This is a genomic window from Actinoplanes subglobosus, from assembly GCF_042650585.1.
GTDB classification, from domain to species: domain Bacteria; phylum Actinomycetota; class Actinomycetes; order Mycobacteriales; family Micromonosporaceae; genus Actinoplanes; species Actinoplanes subglobosus.
On the sequence record NZ_JBHSBL010000021.1, the window covers coordinates 262,851 to 279,795 of the forward strand.

Below are 16,945 nucleotides of genomic sequence, written 5' to 3' on the forward strand. Positions count from 1 at the left end.
CTCAGGACAGCGCGAGCGTGACCACGGTGAAGTGGTGCATGCCCAGGGCGCCGCGGACCCGGGCGATCTCACCGTTGGTGTAGAAGCCGCCGAACGGCACGTTCGGGATGGCCTTGGCGATGACGTCGTGTTCCGGCCCGACGCCGTCCTCACCGATGGCGATCCGCCGGGCGGCACAGTCGAAGACCATCGTGCCGAGCGCCTGCCGTCCGCCGAGGGCGTCGGCGGCCTGCTCGGCGGCCTGTCCGGCAGCGTCGGTGAGCCCGTCCGTGTCGCTCTCCATCACCCAGGCCAGTGCGCCCTGGGGAACATCGGCGAGACAGATCAGCGACCGGTCGGATCGATCGCCGGAATGGATGACGCGGATGTCCTCACCAGTGCGCCGGGACAGGCCGAGCGGGTGCAGGAACGCCGCCTGCCGGAACGCCGCCTCGTCGTCGAGCAGCGTCTCATCGGCTCCGAGACGCCGCAGGAACACGTCGAGGGCCGGTTCGCCGTCCAGCTCGTGGACGCGGCCCTCCCGGCTGCTGGTCACGATCATGGCGTCGCCCTGCTTGCGCCACCCGTGGGCGATGCCGACGCCGAGCGGCGAGTCCGATCCGATGGCGATGCCGACGGCCGCGTCGGAGAGGATCTCGACGCCGTCGCGGTTGCCGTGGAACTGGTAGGTACGCACGTAGGTGAGGTGGTCGCCGGCGCATCCGCCGACGAGCGGCACGACGGCCCCGGCCACCGAGAAGGCACCGCGCACGATCTCGTGCTGGTTGCCGGTCAGCCCGTCGCAGAGCATCAGCAGCGCGCGGTGCGGCTGGTCGACGGCGCCGAGGCTGGACGCGGCCTCCACACCGGCGTCCCGCAGGCGATCCGAGACGTTTCTCGAGACATGGGTGCGTACGGCGAACCCGTTGCCGCCCCACGCGGTGACCGCCACCCCGTCCCGGCTGACCGCACCACCCCCCAGCTGCCCCGACGTCGTGCAGCCGACGATCACCGTGTCCGGCCCGATCATCTCCCGGATGCCGTCGAACAGCTCCGGCACCTGATAGCCGATCGAACAGAAGACGAACACCACCACGGGCGTACGGCCGTCGAGCGCGGCACCGGCCGCCTCAGCTCCGGCAGAGGCCGGGTCGGTCAGCGTGCTGTGTCCCGAGCCGAACCAACGGCCGTCCAGGTCAACGCGATCCATGCCGCAGCGAATCGGCACCCGGGGGCCCGATCTGAGGTTGCTCGTGGCCTCACCGGGCCGGTTGTCCTTCCGGCATCTCCGGACCCCAGAGCAGCTCGACCCGGCCGTCTCGATGCACCACCCAGATGCCGCCGGCCTCTGATTCCTCGCAGATGACCGCTTGTCCTTCGTCAGCGCGGCCCACCCGGACCCGGTCGCCGGGGGGGTCAGGTTGTGGACGGCCTTGGAACCGCCGCGGCTGTCGGGGGTGGCGAGGACGGCGATGCGGTATGCGGTGGTTTCGGCGGGATCGCCGCAGAGGGAGTACTGACGGATCAGGTCGCCGCCCAGGTGCAGGTCGATGTGGGCGCCGGGGGTCCGGGCGGGCAGGCCTGCGCCGCCGGGGCGGGCCAGGCGCGGGGCGGCCACGTCGTCGGCGGCGCGGTCGACTTCCAGCACGACCGGGTCGATCGTCACGGGCCCTCCAAATTTGTTCGGGCCCAAACGACATGAGCGAGGAGTCGCCAGGTCAAGATGCCGGGGCGTCGTAGCGGTCACGGATGAAGCGGCCCAGACGGGCGGCGAAACCCTCGATCGTGACCGCGGCGGCGTGGCGGGAGTCCCAGGTTGCGCGCAACCGGACGGACAGCCGGCGGCCGCCCGTCTCGACGGCCAGCGGGATCAGGCCGAAGCGGGGGTCGTCGGAGGCGATCGCGATGCCGCGGCCGGCGGCGGCGAGGGCCTGGGCGACGGTTCCGTTGGCTGCTTCGATCTTCTGGTGCGGGGCCCCCTCGACCGCCGCCTCCCAGGCCAGGCGGGCGGTGAAGGCGGGCGGCAACAGGATCAACGGCTCCCGCAGCAGGTCGGCCAGCAGCACCGTCCCGTTGTCGGCCCAGGGATGGCCGGCCGGGACATAGGCCCAGACCGGGAGCACCGCGAGGGATATTTCATGAAAAGGGGTTGACGCCGGAATAGTTCCGATCGCCAGGTCAGCGCCCTGCCGCAGCGTGTCCGCCGGGGACAGTCCGTCCGCGCCCAGCACGTCGGGAGTCGGATCATCGGGGGCCAGTGTGGCGATGAACGGCGCGACCACGTCGGTCAGCGTCACCGTGGGTGCGCCGATGGTCAGCCGCTCCAGCCGGCCGAGCGCGTGGAAGGATGCCGCGACCTTCAATGCGTCCGCCCGTTGCAGCAGGTCACGGGCTTGCGACAGGAGCGCACGACCGGTCGTGGAGAGCTCCAGCCGGGCGGTCGACCGGTCGAAGAGCGGCACGCCGAGATCCTTCTCCAGCTGGCGGAGCTGGCGGGAGAGGCCGGGCTGGGTGAGGTGCAGGCGGGCGGCGGCGCCACTGACGGTTCCCGCTTCGGCTGTTGCCACGAAATATCGGATATGGCGGAGCTCCATCATGCCTCCCCGGCATAGTCAGGCTGCCATCACGGTAATGGACGGGCATGGGGTGCGGCCCGAGACTGGACGGCGTGAGCATTGAGCAACAGCGCCGGCTGGTCACCGAACTCCCCGGCCCACGGTCCCAGGAACTGATGGCCCGCAAGACGTCGGCGGTCGCCGGTGGCGTTGGCACCACGATGCCGGTCTTCGCGGCCCGCGCCGACGGCGGCATCGTCGTCGACGTCGACGGCAACCACCTCATCGACCTGGGCTCCGGCATCGCCGTGACCAGCGTCGGCGCGGCGAACCCCCGGGTGGTGGCGGCGGTGACCGAGCAGGTCGCGGCGTTCACGCACACCTGCTTCATGGTGACGCCCTACGACGGTTACGTGGCGGTCGCCGAGGCGCTGAACCGGCTCACCCCGGGCGACCACGACAAGCGCAGCGCCCTGTTCAACTCCGGCGCCGAGGCGGTGGAGAACGCTGTCAAGATCGCGCGGGCGTGGACCGGGCGGGACGCGGTCGTCGTGTTCGACCACGCCTACCACGGGCGGACCAACCTGACCCTCGCGATGACCGCCAAGAACAAGCCGTACAAGCACACGTTCGGCCCGTTCGCGCCCGAGGTGTACCGGGTCGCCGGGTCGTACCCGTACCGGGACGGTGTCGTCGACGGCACGGCCGCGGCGGCGCGGGCCATCGACCAGATCGAGAAGCAGATCGGCGCGGAGAACCTGGCCGCCCTGGTCATCGAGCCGGTGCAGGGCGAGGGCGGGTTCATCGAGCCGGCCCCCGGGTTCCTGCCGGCGCTGGCGGCGTGGTGCCGGGCCAGTGGCGTGGTGTTCGTGGCCGACGAGGTGCAGACCGGGTTCGCGCGGACCGGCGACCTGTTCGCCTGCGAGCGGGAGGGCGTCGTGCCGGACCTGATCGTCACGGCCAAGGGCATCGCCGGTGGGCTGCCGCTGTCGGCGGTCACCGGGCGCGCGGAGATCATGTCGGGGCCGCACGAGGGCGGTCTGGGCGGCACCTACGGCGGTAACCCGATCGCCTGCGCCGCCGCTCTCGCCGCCATCGAGACCATCGAGGCCGAGGGGCTGGTGGAGCGGGCCCGCGAGATCGAGACGCTGGTCAAGGCCCGCCTGACGGCGATCCAGGACAAGGACGACAGGATCGGGGAGGTACGGGGCAGAGGCGCCATGCTGGCCGTGGAACTCGTCCGTCCCGGTGGAGCGGAGCCCGACCCGCGCCTGGCCCGGGACGTCGCGAAGGCCGCGCACAGCCAGGGCGTGATCGTGCTGACCTGCGGCACCTACGGCAACGTGCTGCGTTTCCTGCCCCCGCTGACGATCGGTGACGCGCTGCTCAACGACGCGTTCGACGTGATCGCCGCCGCTTTCGAGGAGATCCGATGACTTTCGAGGTTGTCGACCCGGCGACGCTGTCCGTGGTCGCCACGGTGGAGGACATGGGCGTTGCGGATGCGACGAAGGCCGTCGACGCGGCGGCCGGGGCGTTCCGCTCCTGGTCGAGGACCCCGCCCCGGCGCCGCTCGGAGATCCTGCACCGCGCCTTCGAGCTGATGATCCGCGATCGTGCGTCCCTGGCCGAGCTGATCAGCCGGGAGAACGGCAAGTCGCTGACCGACGCGGCCGGCGAGGTGACGTACGCGGCCGAGTTCTTCCGCTGGTTCGCCGAGGAGGCGGTGCGGCCCGGAGGGGACTTCGGGGAGTCACCGGCGGGCGGGACGCGGACCCTCGTCACGCACCGCCCGGTCGGTGTCGCCGCGCTGGTCACGCCGTGGAACTTCCCGGCCGCGATGATCACCCGCAAGATCGGCCCGGCGCTCGCGGCGGGCTGCACCGCGGTCGTCAAGCCGGCCGCCGAGACCCCGCTCACCGCCCTGGCCATCGCCGAGCTGCTCACCGAGGCCGGCCTGCCGGACGGTGTGGTCACCGTGGTCACCACCACCGACTCGTCCGGTGTGGTCGGCGTGTGGCTCAACGACGAGCGGGTCCGGAAGATCTCGTTCACCGGCAGCACCGCGGTCGGCCGGGTGCTGCTGCGGCACGCCGCCGACCGGGTCGTCAACTCGTCGATGGAGCTGGGCGGCAACGCGCCGTTCATCGTCGCCGACGACGCCGACCTGGATGCGGCCGTCGCCGGGGCGATGATCGCCAAGTTCCGCAACGGCGGGCAGGCGTGCACCGCGGCGAACCGGTTCTACGTGCACACGTCGATCGCGTCGGCGTTCGTCGCCCGGTTCGGTGCCGCCGTCGAGAAGCTCACCGTCGGGCCGGCCTCCGACGGGGCCGCGATCGGGCCGCTGATCAGTGCGGCCGCGCTGCGCCGGGTGACCCGGACGGTGGACGAGGCGGTCGCCGCGGGCGCGCGGATCAGCCACCGGGCGGCTCTGCCGGACGCGCCGGGCCACTTCTACCCGCCGACCGTGCTCGTCGACGTGCCCGCCGACGCGCCGATCCTGGCCGAGGAGATCTTCGGGCCGGTCGCGGCGATCACCACGTGGTCCGACGAGGACGAGCTGCTGGAGCTGGTCAACGACAGCGAGTACGGCCTGGCCGCGTACGTCTTCTCCGGCGATCTGGCCCGTGCCCTGCGCCTCGGTGAGGCGATCGACGCCGGCATGGTCGGCATCAACCGCGGCCTGGTCTCCGACCCGTCGGCACCGTTCGGCGGCGTCAAGCAGAGCGGCCTGGGCCGGGAGGGCGCGCGGGAGGGGCTGCGCGAGTTCCAGGAGACGCAGTACCTCAGCGTGGACTGGCCCGCCTAGGTTTCCCGGGACGGCGGCCTGTGGCATTCGTGACGCAGGTCGCCGCCCCGACCCCTGGGTTTGCGACCGTTCGGTCGGATAGCGTCCAACCCATGACGCGGTACGTGGCGATCGGCGACAGTTTCACCGAGGGTCTGGGCGACACCCTGCCCGACGGCACCGAGCGTGGCTGGGCCGATCTGGTCGCGGCCGGCCTCTCCGAGATCACCGACGGGCCGGTCGAGTATGCGAATCTCGCGATCCGCGGCCGCCTGCTCGAGCCGATCGTCAGCGACCAGCTCGAGGCGGCGCTGGCCCTCTCCCCCGCGCCCACGCTGATCACCTTCAACGGCGGCGGCAACGACATGCTGCGCCGCGGCGTGTCGCTGGAGCGCCTGGTCAAGCTCACCGAGCAGGCCGTGCGGCGCTGCGCCGAGTCCGGGGTGCGGCTGGTCGTCCTCAGTGGCGCCGACCCCTCCGACCATCTGCCGTTCGGCAGCACGTTCCGTCAGCGCGGCGAGATCCTCACCGCCGCGGTGTCCGAGCTGCTGCCGCGCTATGACGTGACGTTCGTCGACTGCTTCCGTGACGTCGAGCTGCGCCGCCGGGTCTACTGGTCGGCCGACCGCCTGCACCTCAACGCGGCCGGTCACCGCCGGGTCGCGTCCCTGGTGCTGGGTGCGCTCGGCCACCCGGCGCCGCCGCACGCCCTCGATCCGGGGCCGGCTCCGGCGTTCCGCGTCCTCAGCGAGGCCCGCTATTACGGCGAGCACGTCCTGCCGTGGATCAACCGGCGTCTGCGTGGCCGCTCGTCGGGCGACAACCGCGCTCCGAAGTTCGCGACCTGGACCCCGATCACCGCCTGACCGCGCCGCGTTCGCCGGCCGCCGCCCGGTCATTTCCGCCTGCTCATCGAACTGCCACCAGCTGGTCGCCCTGCGGCAGTTGTACCGTCCATGAGCTGCGCGGAACCATGCTCGTCAATACGAGCATCGGAGGATCGATGTCGCGGCTGCGCATTTCTGTCGTCATTCCCGCATACAACGAAGAATTCATGATCGGCGCCTGCCTGGACGCCGTTCTGACGCAGTCCCGGGCCGCTGACGAGGTCATCGTCGTCGACAACAACTCGACCGACCGGACCGCGGAGATCCTGCACGGTTTCCGGGAGGATGTGATCGTTCTCCACGAGGAGCGCCAGGGTGTGCAGCACGCCCGCAACCGCGGTCTGAACGCGGCGACCGGTGACGTGATCGTGCGGATCGACGCGGACACCCGACTGCCGGCGGGCCACCTCGCGGAGGTGGAGGCGACGTTCGGCGATCCGTCGGTGGACGCAGCGACCGGCCCGGTCCGCTACTACGACGTGACACTGCCGCGGGTGGCGGCGCGGGGTGACGCGCTGATCCGCAGCCTGTGGACGGTGCCGAACGGGCGCCTGGACTGGGTCTTCGGGGCGAACATGGCGATCCGGCGGCCGATCTGGCTGGCGGTGGCGGCGTCGCTCTGCGCGGACGAGCGGTTCCACGAGGATCTGGATCTCGGCATGCACCTGCGGGCCGGCGGCTACTCGGTGCGGTATGCGCGGGGTCTGGTGGCGGGCACGTCGTCGCGCCGGGTGAAGGGTGACTTCGCCGGGTTCCGGCACTACCTGCTGATGACCGAACGCGGCTATGCCCAGCACATCGGGCGGTTGCGGCGGGGGTCGTACGCCCGGGCCTGGATGACCGCCCGGTTCCTGCTGGTCATGTATCCGTTGATGCGCTGGCTGCACGCCAGCCACCACCGGCGGCACGAGTTGCCGGCGGTGGTCGCCCGCAAGAACCCGATGTCGAGCGCCTGCGACTAGCGCACCCTCCGGTGGCTGTGCTGCGGCGTGACCCCTCACGAAGCAGCCGCCGGGGCTCAGGCGGGCTTGACCTGCGTCGGCGTGCCGGGGACGGCTGTCTGGGCGCGCAGCTCGGCGAGGGCCTGCCGGGCGTTGACGACACCGTCGGCGGTGAGGCGGTAGAAGCGGCGGGCGGGACGGCCCTCCGCGGCGGGGTCGACGTCCTCCCAGCGGGCCTCGACCCAGCCCGCGCCCTGCAGGCGATGCAGGATCGGATAGAGGCTTCCGCTGGCCAGGCCGGTCGCCTGCATGAGCTCCAGACCATACCGGTCCGCGCCGGGCTCGGCGAGCAGCGCGGCGAGAATCCGCGCCGTCGGTATCGTGATCCGCATCCGGCCACTCTATCGTAACTCTACATAGGGTCAAGGCGCTGAACCGCGGACCGCTCGCTCACGTAACCCACTCCGTCGGCTTCCCCCGGCCGTCGACGCACAAAGGAGTGCATCGTGAGCTCTGAGCAGCACATCTCCGTCTTCGACCTGTTCTCCGTCGGTATCGGCCCGTCCAGCTCGCACACCGTGGGGCCGATGCGGGCGGCGCGCCTCTTCGCCGGTCATCTGGCCGGGAATGATCAGGTCACCCTGGTTCGTGCCGAGATGTTCGGGTCGCTCGGGGCCACCGGGCACGGGCACGGCACGCCGAAGGCCGTACTCCTCGGTCTCGAAGGTGATACACCGGAGACGGTGGACGTGATCACCGCCGACGCGCGCGCCGCGCGCATCCGGACGGACGGCCGGCTACGGCTGCTGCGCGAGCGCGAGGTGGGATTCGACCTGGTCCTGCACCGCCGCAAGGTCCTGCCGGGGCATCCCAACGGGATGCTCTTCACGGCGACGGGCGCCGACGGCGCCGAGATCCTGCGCAAGACCTATTTCTCGGTCGGCGGCGGGTTCGTGGTGGATGACCGGATCACCGGGGTACGCCCGGAGCAGACAACCGTTCCCTACGCCTTCTGCACGGCCGCCGAGCTGCTGAAACACGCGAACGCCACCGGGCTGTCGATCTCCCGTCTGATGCTGGCGAACGAGGGTGTGCGCCGCACCGAGTCGGAGATCCGCTCCGGACTGCTGGACATCTGGCAGGTCATGCGCGATTGCGTGGACGCCGGCCTGGACGCCGAGGGTGTCCTGCCGGGCGGCCTGCGGGTGCGCCGCCGGGCCGGGGCGACGGCCCGTCAGCTGCGGGTGGCCGGTGACCGGGCCGAACTGGCGATGGAGTGGCTGACCGTCTACGCGATGGCGGTGAACGAGGAGAACGCGGCCGGCGGCCGGGTGGTGACCGCGCCGACCAACGGGGCCGCCGGGATCATCCCGGCGGTGCTGCGCTACTACCTGGATTTCGTGCCCGGGGCCGACAAGGAAGGCGTGGTCCGTTACCTGCTGACGGCCGGGGCGATCGGGATGCTGTTCAAGCGCAACGCCAGCATCTCCGGTGCCGAGGTCGGCTGTCAGGGCGAGGTCGGTTCGGCGTGCGCGATGGCCGCGGCCGGGCTGGCCGAGGTCCTCGGCGGCACCCCCGAGCAGGTCGAGAACGCCGCCGAGATCGGCATGGAACACAACCTCGGCCTCACCTGCGACCCGGTCGGCGGCCTGGTCCAGATCCCCTGCATCGAACGCAACGGCATGGCCGCCGTCAAAGCCGTCACCGCCGCGAAGATGGCCCTGCGCGGCGACGGCCGCCACCACGTCTCCCTCGACAAGGTCATCAAGACCATGAAGGAGACCGGCGCCGACATGAAGGACAAGTACAAGGAGACCTCCCGCGGCGGCCTCGCGGTGAACGTCATCGAGTGCTGAGGGTTTCCTCTGCTTGACAAGAAAGTTACGGGCATCAACACTTCGAAACATTCCCCCGTGCGTTAGCGCTAACAATCGGAGTTTCGATGCCCCGAGTCCTCAGTCGCATCAGCGCGTTCCTCGCCATTTTCGTCCTCTTCGTCGCGGGACTGGCCGCCCCCGCCAGCGCCCTCGACCCGTTCACCGGCTACCTGATGGCCCACTTCATCGGGGAGTCCAGCCAGGGCGAGCAGATCTACCTCGCCCACAGCAAGGACGGCCGCAACTGGACCGACCTCAACGCCGGCGGCCCGGTGCTGCTGTCCACAGTCGGCACCAAGGGCGTCCGCGACCCCGCGATCGTCCGCTCCCCCAACGGCGACAAGTACTGGATCATCGCGACCGACCTGCGGATCGCCAGCGGCACCTCCTGGGGTGACGCGTCCAGCAAGGGCAGCAAGAACCTGGTCGTCTGGGAGTCCACCGACCTGGTCAACTGGTCGGTGCCCCGGCTGATCAACGTGGCCGGCGGCATCTCCGGCGCCGGTGACGCGTGGGCGCCGGAGGCGATCTGGAATCCGGCCACCAACGACTACGTCATCTACTGGGCCACCAACTCAGCTCTCAACGGCGTCACCAAGCACCGCATCTGGTACGTCCGGACCAGCGACTTCCGTACCGTGACCGCCCCGACGCTCTACATCGACCGGGGATCCGGCCAGGGCATCATCGACACCCAGATCGTCGAGGTGGCGAACAGCCTGGGCGGCTACCGCTACTACCGGGCGTCGGCCGACGGGCAGATCACCGTCGAGGGCAGCAACACCATCCTCGGCACCTGGACGAAGATCGGCGACCTGCAGCACCTCGGCATCTCCAACGGCGCCACCGGCGGCAACGTCGTCGAGGGCCCGATGTGGGCGCAGACCAACGGCGCGAACGAGTGGCACCTCTGGGTCGACCAGTACGCCACCGGCCGCGGGTACATGCCGGTGCGGTCCACCAACCTGGGCAGCACCGCCAACTTCGCCACCCGCAGCGACTACAGCCTCGGCACCACCAAGAAGCGGCACGGCTCGATCCTGAACCTGACCGCCGCCGAGGAGACCCGGGTGCTGGCCAAGTGGGGCGCGAGCACCACGACGTTGAAGCGGATCCAGTCCTACAACAACCAGACCCGCTATGTCCGGCACTCCAACTTCGACGTGCGGATCGACGCCGACGTGAGCCCGCTGCGCGACTCGCAGTTCCGGATCGTCCCCGGCCTCGCGAACAGTTCGGGCTACGTGTCCTTCGAGTCGGTCAACTACCCGGGCTACTACCTGCGGCACTACTCCTACGACGGGCAGCTCGCCGCGAACGACGGCACCGCGACGTTCGCCGCGGACGCCACGTTCAAGCAGGTCGCCGGGCTCGCCGACAGCACCTGGTCGTCGTTCCAGTCGTACAACTACCCGACCCGCTACCTGCGGCACTACAACTACCTGCTGCGCATCGACCCGATCAGCACCACCACCGAGAAGGCCGACGCCACGTTCCGCATCACCGGCTGAGTACTCCGGGAGGGGTCGCCACGGCGGCCCCTCCCGTTGTTGCGAGTACCTTGCGGCGCAAGGTACCTTGTGGGCGTGACAGATGAAGCGGCACTGACCACGGCCCTGCGCCGCGGCACCATCGAGTACTGCGTGCTCGCGCTTCTCGACAAGCGCGAGCTCTACGGCGTCGAGCTGGTGCAGCAGCTCAGCACCGGCCTGGGCATGACCACCAGCGAGGGGACGATGTATCCGTTGTTGTCGCGCCTGCGGCGCAACGGGCGGATCGCCACCACCTGGCGGGAGGCCCCGGCCGGTCCACCCCGGCGCTACTACACCCTCACGGCGGACGGCGAGGCGGCTCTCACCCACTTCCGCACCGAGTGGGTCACCTTCCGCAGCGGTGTGGACCGCATCCTGGGAACGGAGAGTTGATGATGACCCAGACCGACGAGCTCGTCGCCGCCTATCTGGCGCGGGTGGAGCGGGCCGCGAGCCGCCTGCCGGCCGGGCGCCGCGAGGAGCTGATCGCCGACCTGCGCGAGCACATCGAGATCGCGCGGGCCGAGTCGGGCGCGGAGTCGGAGGCCGAGGTGCGCACGATCCTCGACCGGCTCGGCGACCCGGAGAGCATCGTGGCCGCCGCCGACACCCAGACCGACCTCCCGCGGGTCACGGGGCCTGTTTCGCCGTACCCCCCGGCCGGTCCTTTTCCTCCGTCAGCACCCGCGGCGCCGGGCCGGAGCACCTCCCGGACCGGCCTGTGGGTCGGCATCGCCGTGGCGATCACCGTCGTCGTCATCTTCTTCTGCTTCGCCGCGTTCGCCCTGGCGCGCAGCGACAACAGCAGCCCCGCGTCGCCGGATGTGGCGCCTGTCGAGGTGACTCCGATCGAGCCGAGCGACGGACCCTGACACGACCCTGATGATCAATTCGTAGGGTCTCGTCCGGGTTACCACGGATATGCGGTCGAGGGTGACGGTTGAAAGGATGAGGCGGTCTCGTCGTCCGGCCATGGGGAGGCCAGCATGAGGTTCGCCCGTCCCGCCACCGCCGTCGCTCTCGCCGCCACGTTGTTCCTGGCCGCGTGCGCCAAGGAGCCGGAGCCGGCCGCGGTCACGCCACCGGCCAGCCCGCACACCGGCCACAGCAGCTCCGGTTCGGCGCCGCCGGCCAGCCCGCTGCGCGAGGGTGAGCGGTTCGTCGAGGTGGGGCTGAAGACGCCGTATACGCCGGCCGCGCCGAACGGCGGCACCGACGAGTACCGCTGCTTCATCGTCGACCCCGGGCTGACCGAGGCCGCCTATCTGACCGGCAGTCAGTTCCTCCCGCAGAACGCGGCGATCGTGCACCACGCGATCTTCTACCGGCTCAGTCCCGAGCAGGCGACATCGGCCGAGCAGGTGGACGCCGCGGCCCCCGGTGAGGGCTGGACGTGTTTCGGTGACGCCGGCGTGGAGGGGCAGACCGCCTGGGTGGCGCACTGGGCGCCGGGCGCCGGCGAGACCCTGATGCCGTCCGGGTTCGGGTTCACCATGCCGCCCGGCAGCAAGCTCGTCATGCAGGTGCATTACAACCTGCTCGGCGCGGGCGACGGCGCCCCCGGGTCCGACGCGTCCGGCATGCAGATGCGCATCTCCTCGTCGGCCGGGCTCAAGCCGCTGGAGACCGGGCTCGTGATGGCCCCGATCGAGCTGCCCTGCGCGCCGGGTGAGAGCGGCGCGCTCTGCGACCGGGAGACCGCTGTCGCCGACGTCGGCACCCGGTTCGGCGCCGACTCGGCGGAGCAGGTCAAGCAGCTCAACCAGTGGTGCAACCGCGGGGCCGCGCCGAAAGCCGGCGACACGCAGAGCTGTGACCAGCCGATCGAGCAGGGCGGCACGGTCTACATGGCCGCCGGGCACATGCACCTGCTGGGCCGGGCGATCAAGGTCGAGCTCAACCCGGGGACGGCCAAGGCGCAGACCCTGCTGGACGTCCCGGAGTACAACTTCGACAACCAGGCGCTCGTCCCGCTGGCCAAGCCCATCAAGATCGCCAAGGGCGACAACGTCCGGGTGACCTGCACTCACGACGCGACACTGCGCAAGCAGCTGCCGCAGTTGCAGAAACTCCCCGCGAGGTATGTGGTGTGGGGCGAGGGCACCAGCGACGAGATGTGCCTCGGAATCCTGGTCGTCGCCCCGGAGTAATGGGTATGTAGCGACGTCATGACCGAGTTCGGCATCCACGCCTCACACGAGCAGATCCCACCCGGCGCGCTCCTGGACGCGATGATCGCGGCCGAGCGCGCCGGGTTCGACGCCGCGATGTGCTCCGACCATTTCTCGCCGTGGAGCGCCCGCCAGGGCCAGTCGGGTTTCGCCTGGTCCTGGCTGGGCGCCGCGCTGCAGGCCACGAACCTGTCGTTCGGGGTGGTCAACGCGCCCGGCCAGCGGTACCACCCCGCGATCATCGCGCAGGCGATCGGCACCCTGGGCAGCATGTTCCCGGGCCGGTTCTGGGCGGCGCTGGGCTCCGGCGAGTTCAGCAACGAGCACATCACCGGAGACAAATGGCCGCGTAAGGAGGTCCGCAACGCCCGCCTGCGCGAGTCCGTCGACGTCATCCGTGACCTGCTCGACGGGCAGGAGGTGTCCCGCGACGGGTTGATCACCGTCGACCGGGCCCGGCTGTGGACCCGGCCCGAGGTCACCCCGCCGCTGATCGGCGCCGCGATCAGCACGGCCACCGCCGCCTGGTGTGCCGAGTGGGCCGACGGGCTGGTCACCGTCAACGCCCCCGAGGAACACCTGCGCGCCATGATCGCCGCCTACCGGAACGCCGGCGGCCGCGGCCCGATCTGCCTCCAGGTGCACCTGAGCTGGGCCGGCTCCGACGAGGAGGCCGCGGCGATCGCCCACGACCAGTGGCGCGGCAACATCTTCGTCCCGCCGGTCTGCTGGGACCTCGCGACCGCCGAGGAGTTCGACGTGGTGTCGGAGAACGTCACGACCGAGCAGGTGGCGGCGGTCGTGAACATCTCCGCCGACACCGAGCGCCACGTCGAGTGGCTACGAGGCTATGCCGCTCTCGGCTTCGACCGGATCTACCTGCACCACGTCGGGCAGGACCTCACGGCTTTCATCGACACGTTCGGTGCGAAGGTGCTGCCGGCCCTGCGCTGAGTCGCGCTTGTCGGCGTACATCCGGGCGTCGGCCGCGGCGAGCAGCTCGTCCGGGGCGACGATACGGCGATCGGTCCACGTGACGGTGCCGACGGCGGCCGTGACCATCAGGTCATGGCCGCCCCACCGCACCGGCACGGCGATCGACCGGGCGATGCGGTCACTGAGCGCCCGCGCCGTCACGTCGTCCGCCTCCGCACAGAAGATCAGGAACTCGTCGCCACCGATGCGGGCCACCACGTCCCCGGAACGGGCCGCGCCGGTGATCCGGACGGCGGTGGCCCGCAGGATCGCGTCGCCGGCCTCGTGGCCGTACTCGTCGTTCACCGGCTTGAAGCCGTTCAGGTCGCAGTAGATCAGCGCCAGGTCACCGGGCGCGCCACCGGCGTGCGCGGCGATCGCCTTGTGCATCTCGGTGAACAGCTGCCGGCGGTTGACCAGGCCGGTCAACTCGTCATGGGTGGCCTGATAGACCAGGGCATGCTTGAGCCGGCTGATCCGGACCAGCACGAGCGGGATGCTCAGCAGCGGCGCGATGGTCAGCAGCAGACCGTCGGCCGGCTGCCCGATCAGCAGCCCCACAGCGCCGCACACCGGGATCAGGAGAAGCGCCGTGCCGAGCGCACCGAGCTGAAGCTTCAGGGTCGGCGGGGCCAGATTGGCAGCCGGCTCACTGAGCTGCTTCACACTCGGATGCAGGCCGGCCGCGCCCAGCGACAGATAGCCGACGGCGAAGAACAGTGCCGGCAACGACGCGTTCTCCCCCGACACCGGCCCCATGTTGACCACCGCGATGCCCAGGATCGTGCAGCCCAACGACCCGAACAGGTAGTTCAGGCAGGACCGGCCGGACTCACTGGTCCGGGCCACCCGCAGCAGGGCGCCGCAGATACCGAGCAGCACCAGCAACTGTGTCAGCACGAGGAACAACCCCGCCGTGCCCACCCCCATGCGCAGCATCTGCGGCCGGAACGCGAACTCCCACAACGGCGCGGCCAGCGAGATCCCCCACACCGCGGCGTCGATCGTGCCGCTCGCATCTCGGGGCGCGTGCTTCAACACGATCATCAGGCTCGCGGCCAGCAGGAACACGTACCCCCCGAGCTGCGGCGGAACGACCAGCAGATCCGGCGGCTTCGCGACCCCGTCCAGCGCGGCCCGGAACCATGCCGCGTTCGCCACGGTCAGCATCAGCAGCGCGATGATCACCAGTATCCAGGGACGCTGGTCGGCGACCCGGTACAGGCGCAGGCCGGCCGCGATCGCCACGGCGGCGATCATGCCGGAGAGCAGCATCAGACCGGTCCGCATCTGGGCCCCGCCGAACAGGTATCCGAACGCGAAAGCCACGGCCACGATCCCGAAGACCGCCGACACGGTACGCCCGGCGCGCCCCGCCACCGGCCGGGGTCTCCTGTCGCCCCGGCCGTTCAGGACTTCTCCCAGCCGGCGCATACCGGTGCTCTTCGACGAGGCCCTTCCGCTCTTGAGGTTTACCTCCGGTAGGAAACCTCACCGGCCGGGATCGGGATCCCGAGCCGTCGCTGAGACACCCCATCGGCCGCTCCAGGGGTGCCTGAGCGACGGCTCGCGAACTCACCTCGACCGCGGACCTCGGAGGCTTCTAGCGGGAGGGGAGGCCCAGGCGTTCCAGGACGGATCGGAGCACGTGGCGGCCCGCCAGGGAATCGGGGCCGCGGAGGCGGGACAGGACTCGGTCGGTCCATGCCCCCGGGAGGCCGTAGTGGGTGTTGTAGGTGGTCAGGCGCTCGTCGTACACCTCGATGTGTTCGTCGGCGGTGACCGCGTCGTAGGTCTCCTGATGCAGCACCGCCGCCTGGGGCAGACGGGGTTTGACGCCGGCCGGCTCGGAGGGGTCGGGTTCGCCGACGGCCAGGCCGAAGGCCGCTACCGCGTGGGGTGGCAGGTTCAGTTCGGCGGCCACCTGTTCGGGGTGGTTGCGGATGGCGCCGACGAAGACCGAGCCGAGGCCCAGGGAGCGGGCTGCCACCACGGCGTTCTGGGCGGCCAGGGCGGTGTCGATGAAACCGATCAGCGTGGTTTCCAGGTAGTCGGTGGCCTCGACCGTGGTGCCGGAACGGGCGGCCAGGCGGTGGGCCCGCCCCAGGTCGGCTATCCAGACCAGGAAGAGCGGCGCCTGCGCGATGAAGGCCTGGCCACCGGCGAGGGCGGCGAGGCGTCTGCGGCGTTCCTGGTCGCGGACCGCGATGACGCTCCACGGCTGCAGGTTCGATGAGGTGGGTGCCGACTGGGCGGCCGCGATCAGCGTGGTCAGTTCGTCGGGGGTGACGTCGCGGGGACCGAAGCGGCGGACCGAACGGTGCGCGAACTGTACGGCGAGCACGTCATTGGTGAGGGGGGCGGCGGCGTCGGGATCGCCGTAGCGAGCAGCGAGAGGCATCCCTAAAGCCTATAGGCAAGATAGGAATAGCGACAGAGATCCGGGTCAGCCCGCTGACGTGAGCTCGTCGGCGGCGTCCGAGAGGATGGCGGCGACCAGGGTCATCGCGTCGATCCGCTGCTCGATCTCGCGCGGGCGCGGGCTCAGCAGGGCGGTGACCGGGGTGTTGACCCACTCGCCGGTCACGACGTAACCGCAGCCGGGCAGGGCCTCCTCGACCCGGCGCAGCACCTCGTGGGTGAACAGGGCGGCCACCTCGGGCGTGCCGATGTCACCGCCGATCAGCTGCCCACCGGCGATCGACACCCGGCCGACCGGCAGCGGCCGGGGCAGCCTGGCCAGGTAGAACGTGTCGTGGCCGCCGATGTCGCGGGTCTGGTCGAAGACGACGAACTCCACGCCGTTCTCGGTGCCGGAGACGACGGCGAACGCGGGCGGCGCGTCGCGCAGGAACTGTTCGAGCCGGGTCGATGCGGGCAGTGCGGCGTCCTCCGCACGGTAGGTCCACCCGCGACGGGCGGCCAGGCGCGGGCGGCCGCGCAGCGTCCTGGTCCGGGAGATCAGCTTGCCGGTCTGGACCAGGATCGTCACCCCGCCCGCGAATCCGAGGACACCGGCGGCCCCGGGCTTGTGCTCACCGATCAGCCGGATGGCACCCACCATCAGCATCACGCCGACGAACAGCCAGATCACCGGCCGGCGGCGGCTGCGCAACCGGGCTGGGATCGGGCTGTTCGCGCCATATCTGGTCCACTCGTTCACTGAGATCCTCCGCGAGCCGGGTGCCCCTCCATACCCGCCGACGGCACTGTCCGACCCTCCACACGGTACGGTGC

16 protein-coding genes are annotated in these 16,945 nt (G+C 70.7%); 10 read left to right on the top strand and 6 right to left on the bottom strand.

The annotated features are described in order from the left end of the window. Position 1: 1 nt before the first annotated feature. Positions 2-1,645 (bottom strand): FIST N-terminal domain-containing protein, encoded by a 1,644-nt coding sequence (locus ACFO0C_RS33185; RefSeq protein WP_378070694.1) that lies wholly within the window; start codon positions 1,643-1,645, stop codon positions 2-4. Between the two features lie 52 nt (positions 1,646-1,697). Then, complete coding sequence (locus ACFO0C_RS33190) at positions 1,698-2,573, bottom strand: LysR family transcriptional regulator (protein WP_378070695.1); 876 nt, start codon at positions 2,571-2,573, stop codon at positions 1,698-1,700. A gap of 137 nt (positions 2,574-2,710) precedes the next feature. On the opposite strand from ACFO0C_RS33190, the gene gabT reads away from it, so the two are divergent. From gabT to ACFO0C_RS33210, 4 genes are all read left to right on the top strand, one after another. Beyond that, positions 2,711-3,970, top strand: coding sequence for a 4-aminobutyrate--2-oxoglutarate transaminase (gene gabT / locus ACFO0C_RS33195; RefSeq protein ID WP_378070770.1), 1,260 nt, complete (start codon positions 2,711-2,713; stop codon positions 3,968-3,970). Continuing rightward, positions 3,967-5,346, top strand: a complete 1,380-nt coding sequence (locus ACFO0C_RS33200) for an NAD-dependent succinate-semialdehyde dehydrogenase (RefSeq protein ID WP_378070696.1) — start codon at positions 3,967-3,969, stop codon at positions 5,344-5,346. The genes gabT and ACFO0C_RS33200 overlap by 4 nt, the downstream gene beginning before the upstream one ends. 92 nt (positions 5,347-5,438) lie before the next feature. Next, entirely contained in the window at positions 5,439-6,191 is a 753-nt protein-coding gene (locus ACFO0C_RS33205; protein WP_378070697.1) for an SGNH/GDSL hydrolase family protein, read from the top strand. A 137-nt stretch (positions 6,192-6,328) separates the two neighbouring features. Further along, on the top strand, positions 6,329-7,174 hold the full coding sequence (locus tag ACFO0C_RS33210) for a glycosyltransferase family 2 protein (RefSeq protein WP_378070698.1): 846 nt from the start codon (positions 6,329-6,331) through the stop codon (positions 7,172-7,174). A gap of 56 nt (positions 7,175-7,230) precedes the next feature. Here ACFO0C_RS33210 and ACFO0C_RS33215 read toward each other — a convergent pair whose 3' ends face one another. Further along, positions 7,231-7,545, bottom strand: a complete 315-nt coding sequence (locus ACFO0C_RS33215) for a PadR family transcriptional regulator (RefSeq protein ID WP_378070699.1) — start codon at positions 7,543-7,545, stop codon at positions 7,231-7,233. 114 nt (positions 7,546-7,659) lie between these two features. Between ACFO0C_RS33215 and ACFO0C_RS33220 the strand changes: the two genes are divergently transcribed. From ACFO0C_RS33220 to ACFO0C_RS33245, 6 genes are all read left to right on the top strand, one after another. After that, complete coding sequence (locus tag ACFO0C_RS33220; RefSeq protein WP_378070700.1) at positions 7,660-9,009, top strand: L-serine ammonia-lyase; 1,350 nt, start codon at positions 7,660-7,662, stop codon at positions 9,007-9,009. Between the two features lie 86 nt (positions 9,010-9,095). Next, positions 9,096-10,541, top strand: coding sequence for a glycoside hydrolase family 43 protein (locus ACFO0C_RS33225; RefSeq protein ID WP_378070701.1), 1,446 nt, complete (start codon positions 9,096-9,098; stop codon positions 10,539-10,541). A 75-nt stretch (positions 10,542-10,616) separates the two neighbouring features. Next, a complete protein-coding gene (locus tag ACFO0C_RS33230) occupies positions 10,617-10,955 on the top strand; it encodes a PadR family transcriptional regulator (RefSeq protein WP_093621946.1) in 339 nt (112 codons plus the stop codon). Continuing rightward, entirely contained in the window at positions 10,955-11,434 is a 480-nt protein-coding gene (locus ACFO0C_RS33235; RefSeq protein ID WP_378070702.1) for an HAAS signaling domain-containing protein, read from the top strand. The genes ACFO0C_RS33230 and ACFO0C_RS33235 overlap by 1 nt, the downstream gene beginning before the upstream one ends. Positions 11,435-11,548: 114 nt before the next feature. After that, positions 11,549-12,712: a monooxygenase gene (locus ACFO0C_RS33240; protein WP_378070703.1), complete on the top strand. Its 1,164-nt coding sequence runs from the start codon at positions 11,549-11,551 to the stop codon at positions 12,710-12,712. A gap of 18 nt (positions 12,713-12,730) precedes the next feature. Further along, a complete protein-coding gene (locus tag ACFO0C_RS33245) occupies positions 12,731-13,687 on the top strand; it encodes a TIGR03885 family FMN-dependent LLM class oxidoreductase (RefSeq protein ID WP_378070704.1) in 957 nt (318 codons plus the stop codon). Here ACFO0C_RS33245 and ACFO0C_RS33250 read toward each other — a convergent pair. From ACFO0C_RS33250 to ACFO0C_RS33260, 3 genes are all read right to left on the bottom strand, one after another. Then, positions 13,574-15,142, bottom strand: a complete 1,569-nt coding sequence (locus ACFO0C_RS33250; protein WP_378070705.1) for a GGDEF domain-containing protein — start codon at positions 15,140-15,142, stop codon at positions 13,574-13,576. The two genes, ACFO0C_RS33245 and ACFO0C_RS33250, sit on opposite strands and share 114 nt — an antisense overlap. A gap of 169 nt (positions 15,143-15,311) precedes the next feature. Further along, positions 15,312-16,109, bottom strand: coding sequence for an NADPH-dependent oxidoreductase (locus tag ACFO0C_RS33255; RefSeq protein ID WP_378070706.1), 798 nt, complete (start codon positions 16,107-16,109; stop codon positions 15,312-15,314). Positions 16,110-16,154: 45 nt separating this feature from the next. Further along, a complete protein-coding gene (locus tag ACFO0C_RS33260) occupies positions 16,155-16,871 on the bottom strand; it encodes a hypothetical protein (RefSeq protein WP_378070707.1) in 717 nt (238 codons plus the stop codon). Between the last annotated feature and the right edge of the window lie 74 nt (positions 16,872-16,945).

What these genes read in the sequence shown, in the direction of transcription:
- ACFO0C_RS33190 (WP_378070695.1), bottom strand. Translation starts at nt 2,573, where the DNA reads ATGGAGCTCCGCCATATCCGATATTTCGTGGCAACAGCCGAAGCGGGA.
- gabT (WP_378070770.1), top strand. Translation starts at nt 2,711, where the DNA reads ATGGCCCGCAAGACGTCGGCGGTCGCCGGTGGCGTTGGCACCACGATG.
- ACFO0C_RS33200 (WP_378070696.1), top strand. Translation starts at nt 3,967, where the DNA reads ATGACTTTCGAGGTTGTCGACCCGGCGACGCTGTCCGTGGTCGCCACG.
- ACFO0C_RS33205 (WP_378070697.1), top strand. Translation starts at nt 5,439, where the DNA reads ATGACGCGGTACGTGGCGATCGGCGACAGTTTCACCGAGGGTCTGGGC.
- ACFO0C_RS33210 (WP_378070698.1), top strand. Translation starts at nt 6,329, where the DNA reads ATGTCGCGGCTGCGCATTTCTGTCGTCATTCCCGCATACAACGAAGAA.
- ACFO0C_RS33215 (WP_378070699.1), bottom strand. Translation starts at nt 7,545, where the DNA reads ATGCGGATCACGATACCGACGGCGCGGATTCTCGCCGCGCTGCTCGCC.
- ACFO0C_RS33225 (WP_378070701.1), top strand. Translation starts at nt 9,096, where the DNA reads ATGCCCCGAGTCCTCAGTCGCATCAGCGCGTTCCTCGCCATTTTCGTC.
- ACFO0C_RS33235 (WP_378070702.1), top strand. Translation starts at nt 10,955, where the DNA reads ATGATGACCCAGACCGACGAGCTCGTCGCCGCCTATCTGGCGCGGGTG.
- ACFO0C_RS33240 (WP_378070703.1), top strand. Translation starts at nt 11,549, where the DNA reads ATGAGGTTCGCCCGTCCCGCCACCGCCGTCGCTCTCGCCGCCACGTTG.
- ACFO0C_RS33245 (WP_378070704.1), top strand. Translation starts at nt 12,731, where the DNA reads ATGACCGAGTTCGGCATCCACGCCTCACACGAGCAGATCCCACCCGGC.
- ACFO0C_RS33250 (WP_378070705.1), bottom strand. Translation starts at nt 15,142, where the DNA reads ATGCGCCGGCTGGGAGAAGTCCTGAACGGCCGGGGCGACAGGAGACCC.
- ACFO0C_RS33255 (WP_378070706.1), bottom strand. Translation starts at nt 16,109, where the DNA reads ATGCCTCTCGCTGCTCGCTACGGCGATCCCGACGCCGCCGCCCCCCTC.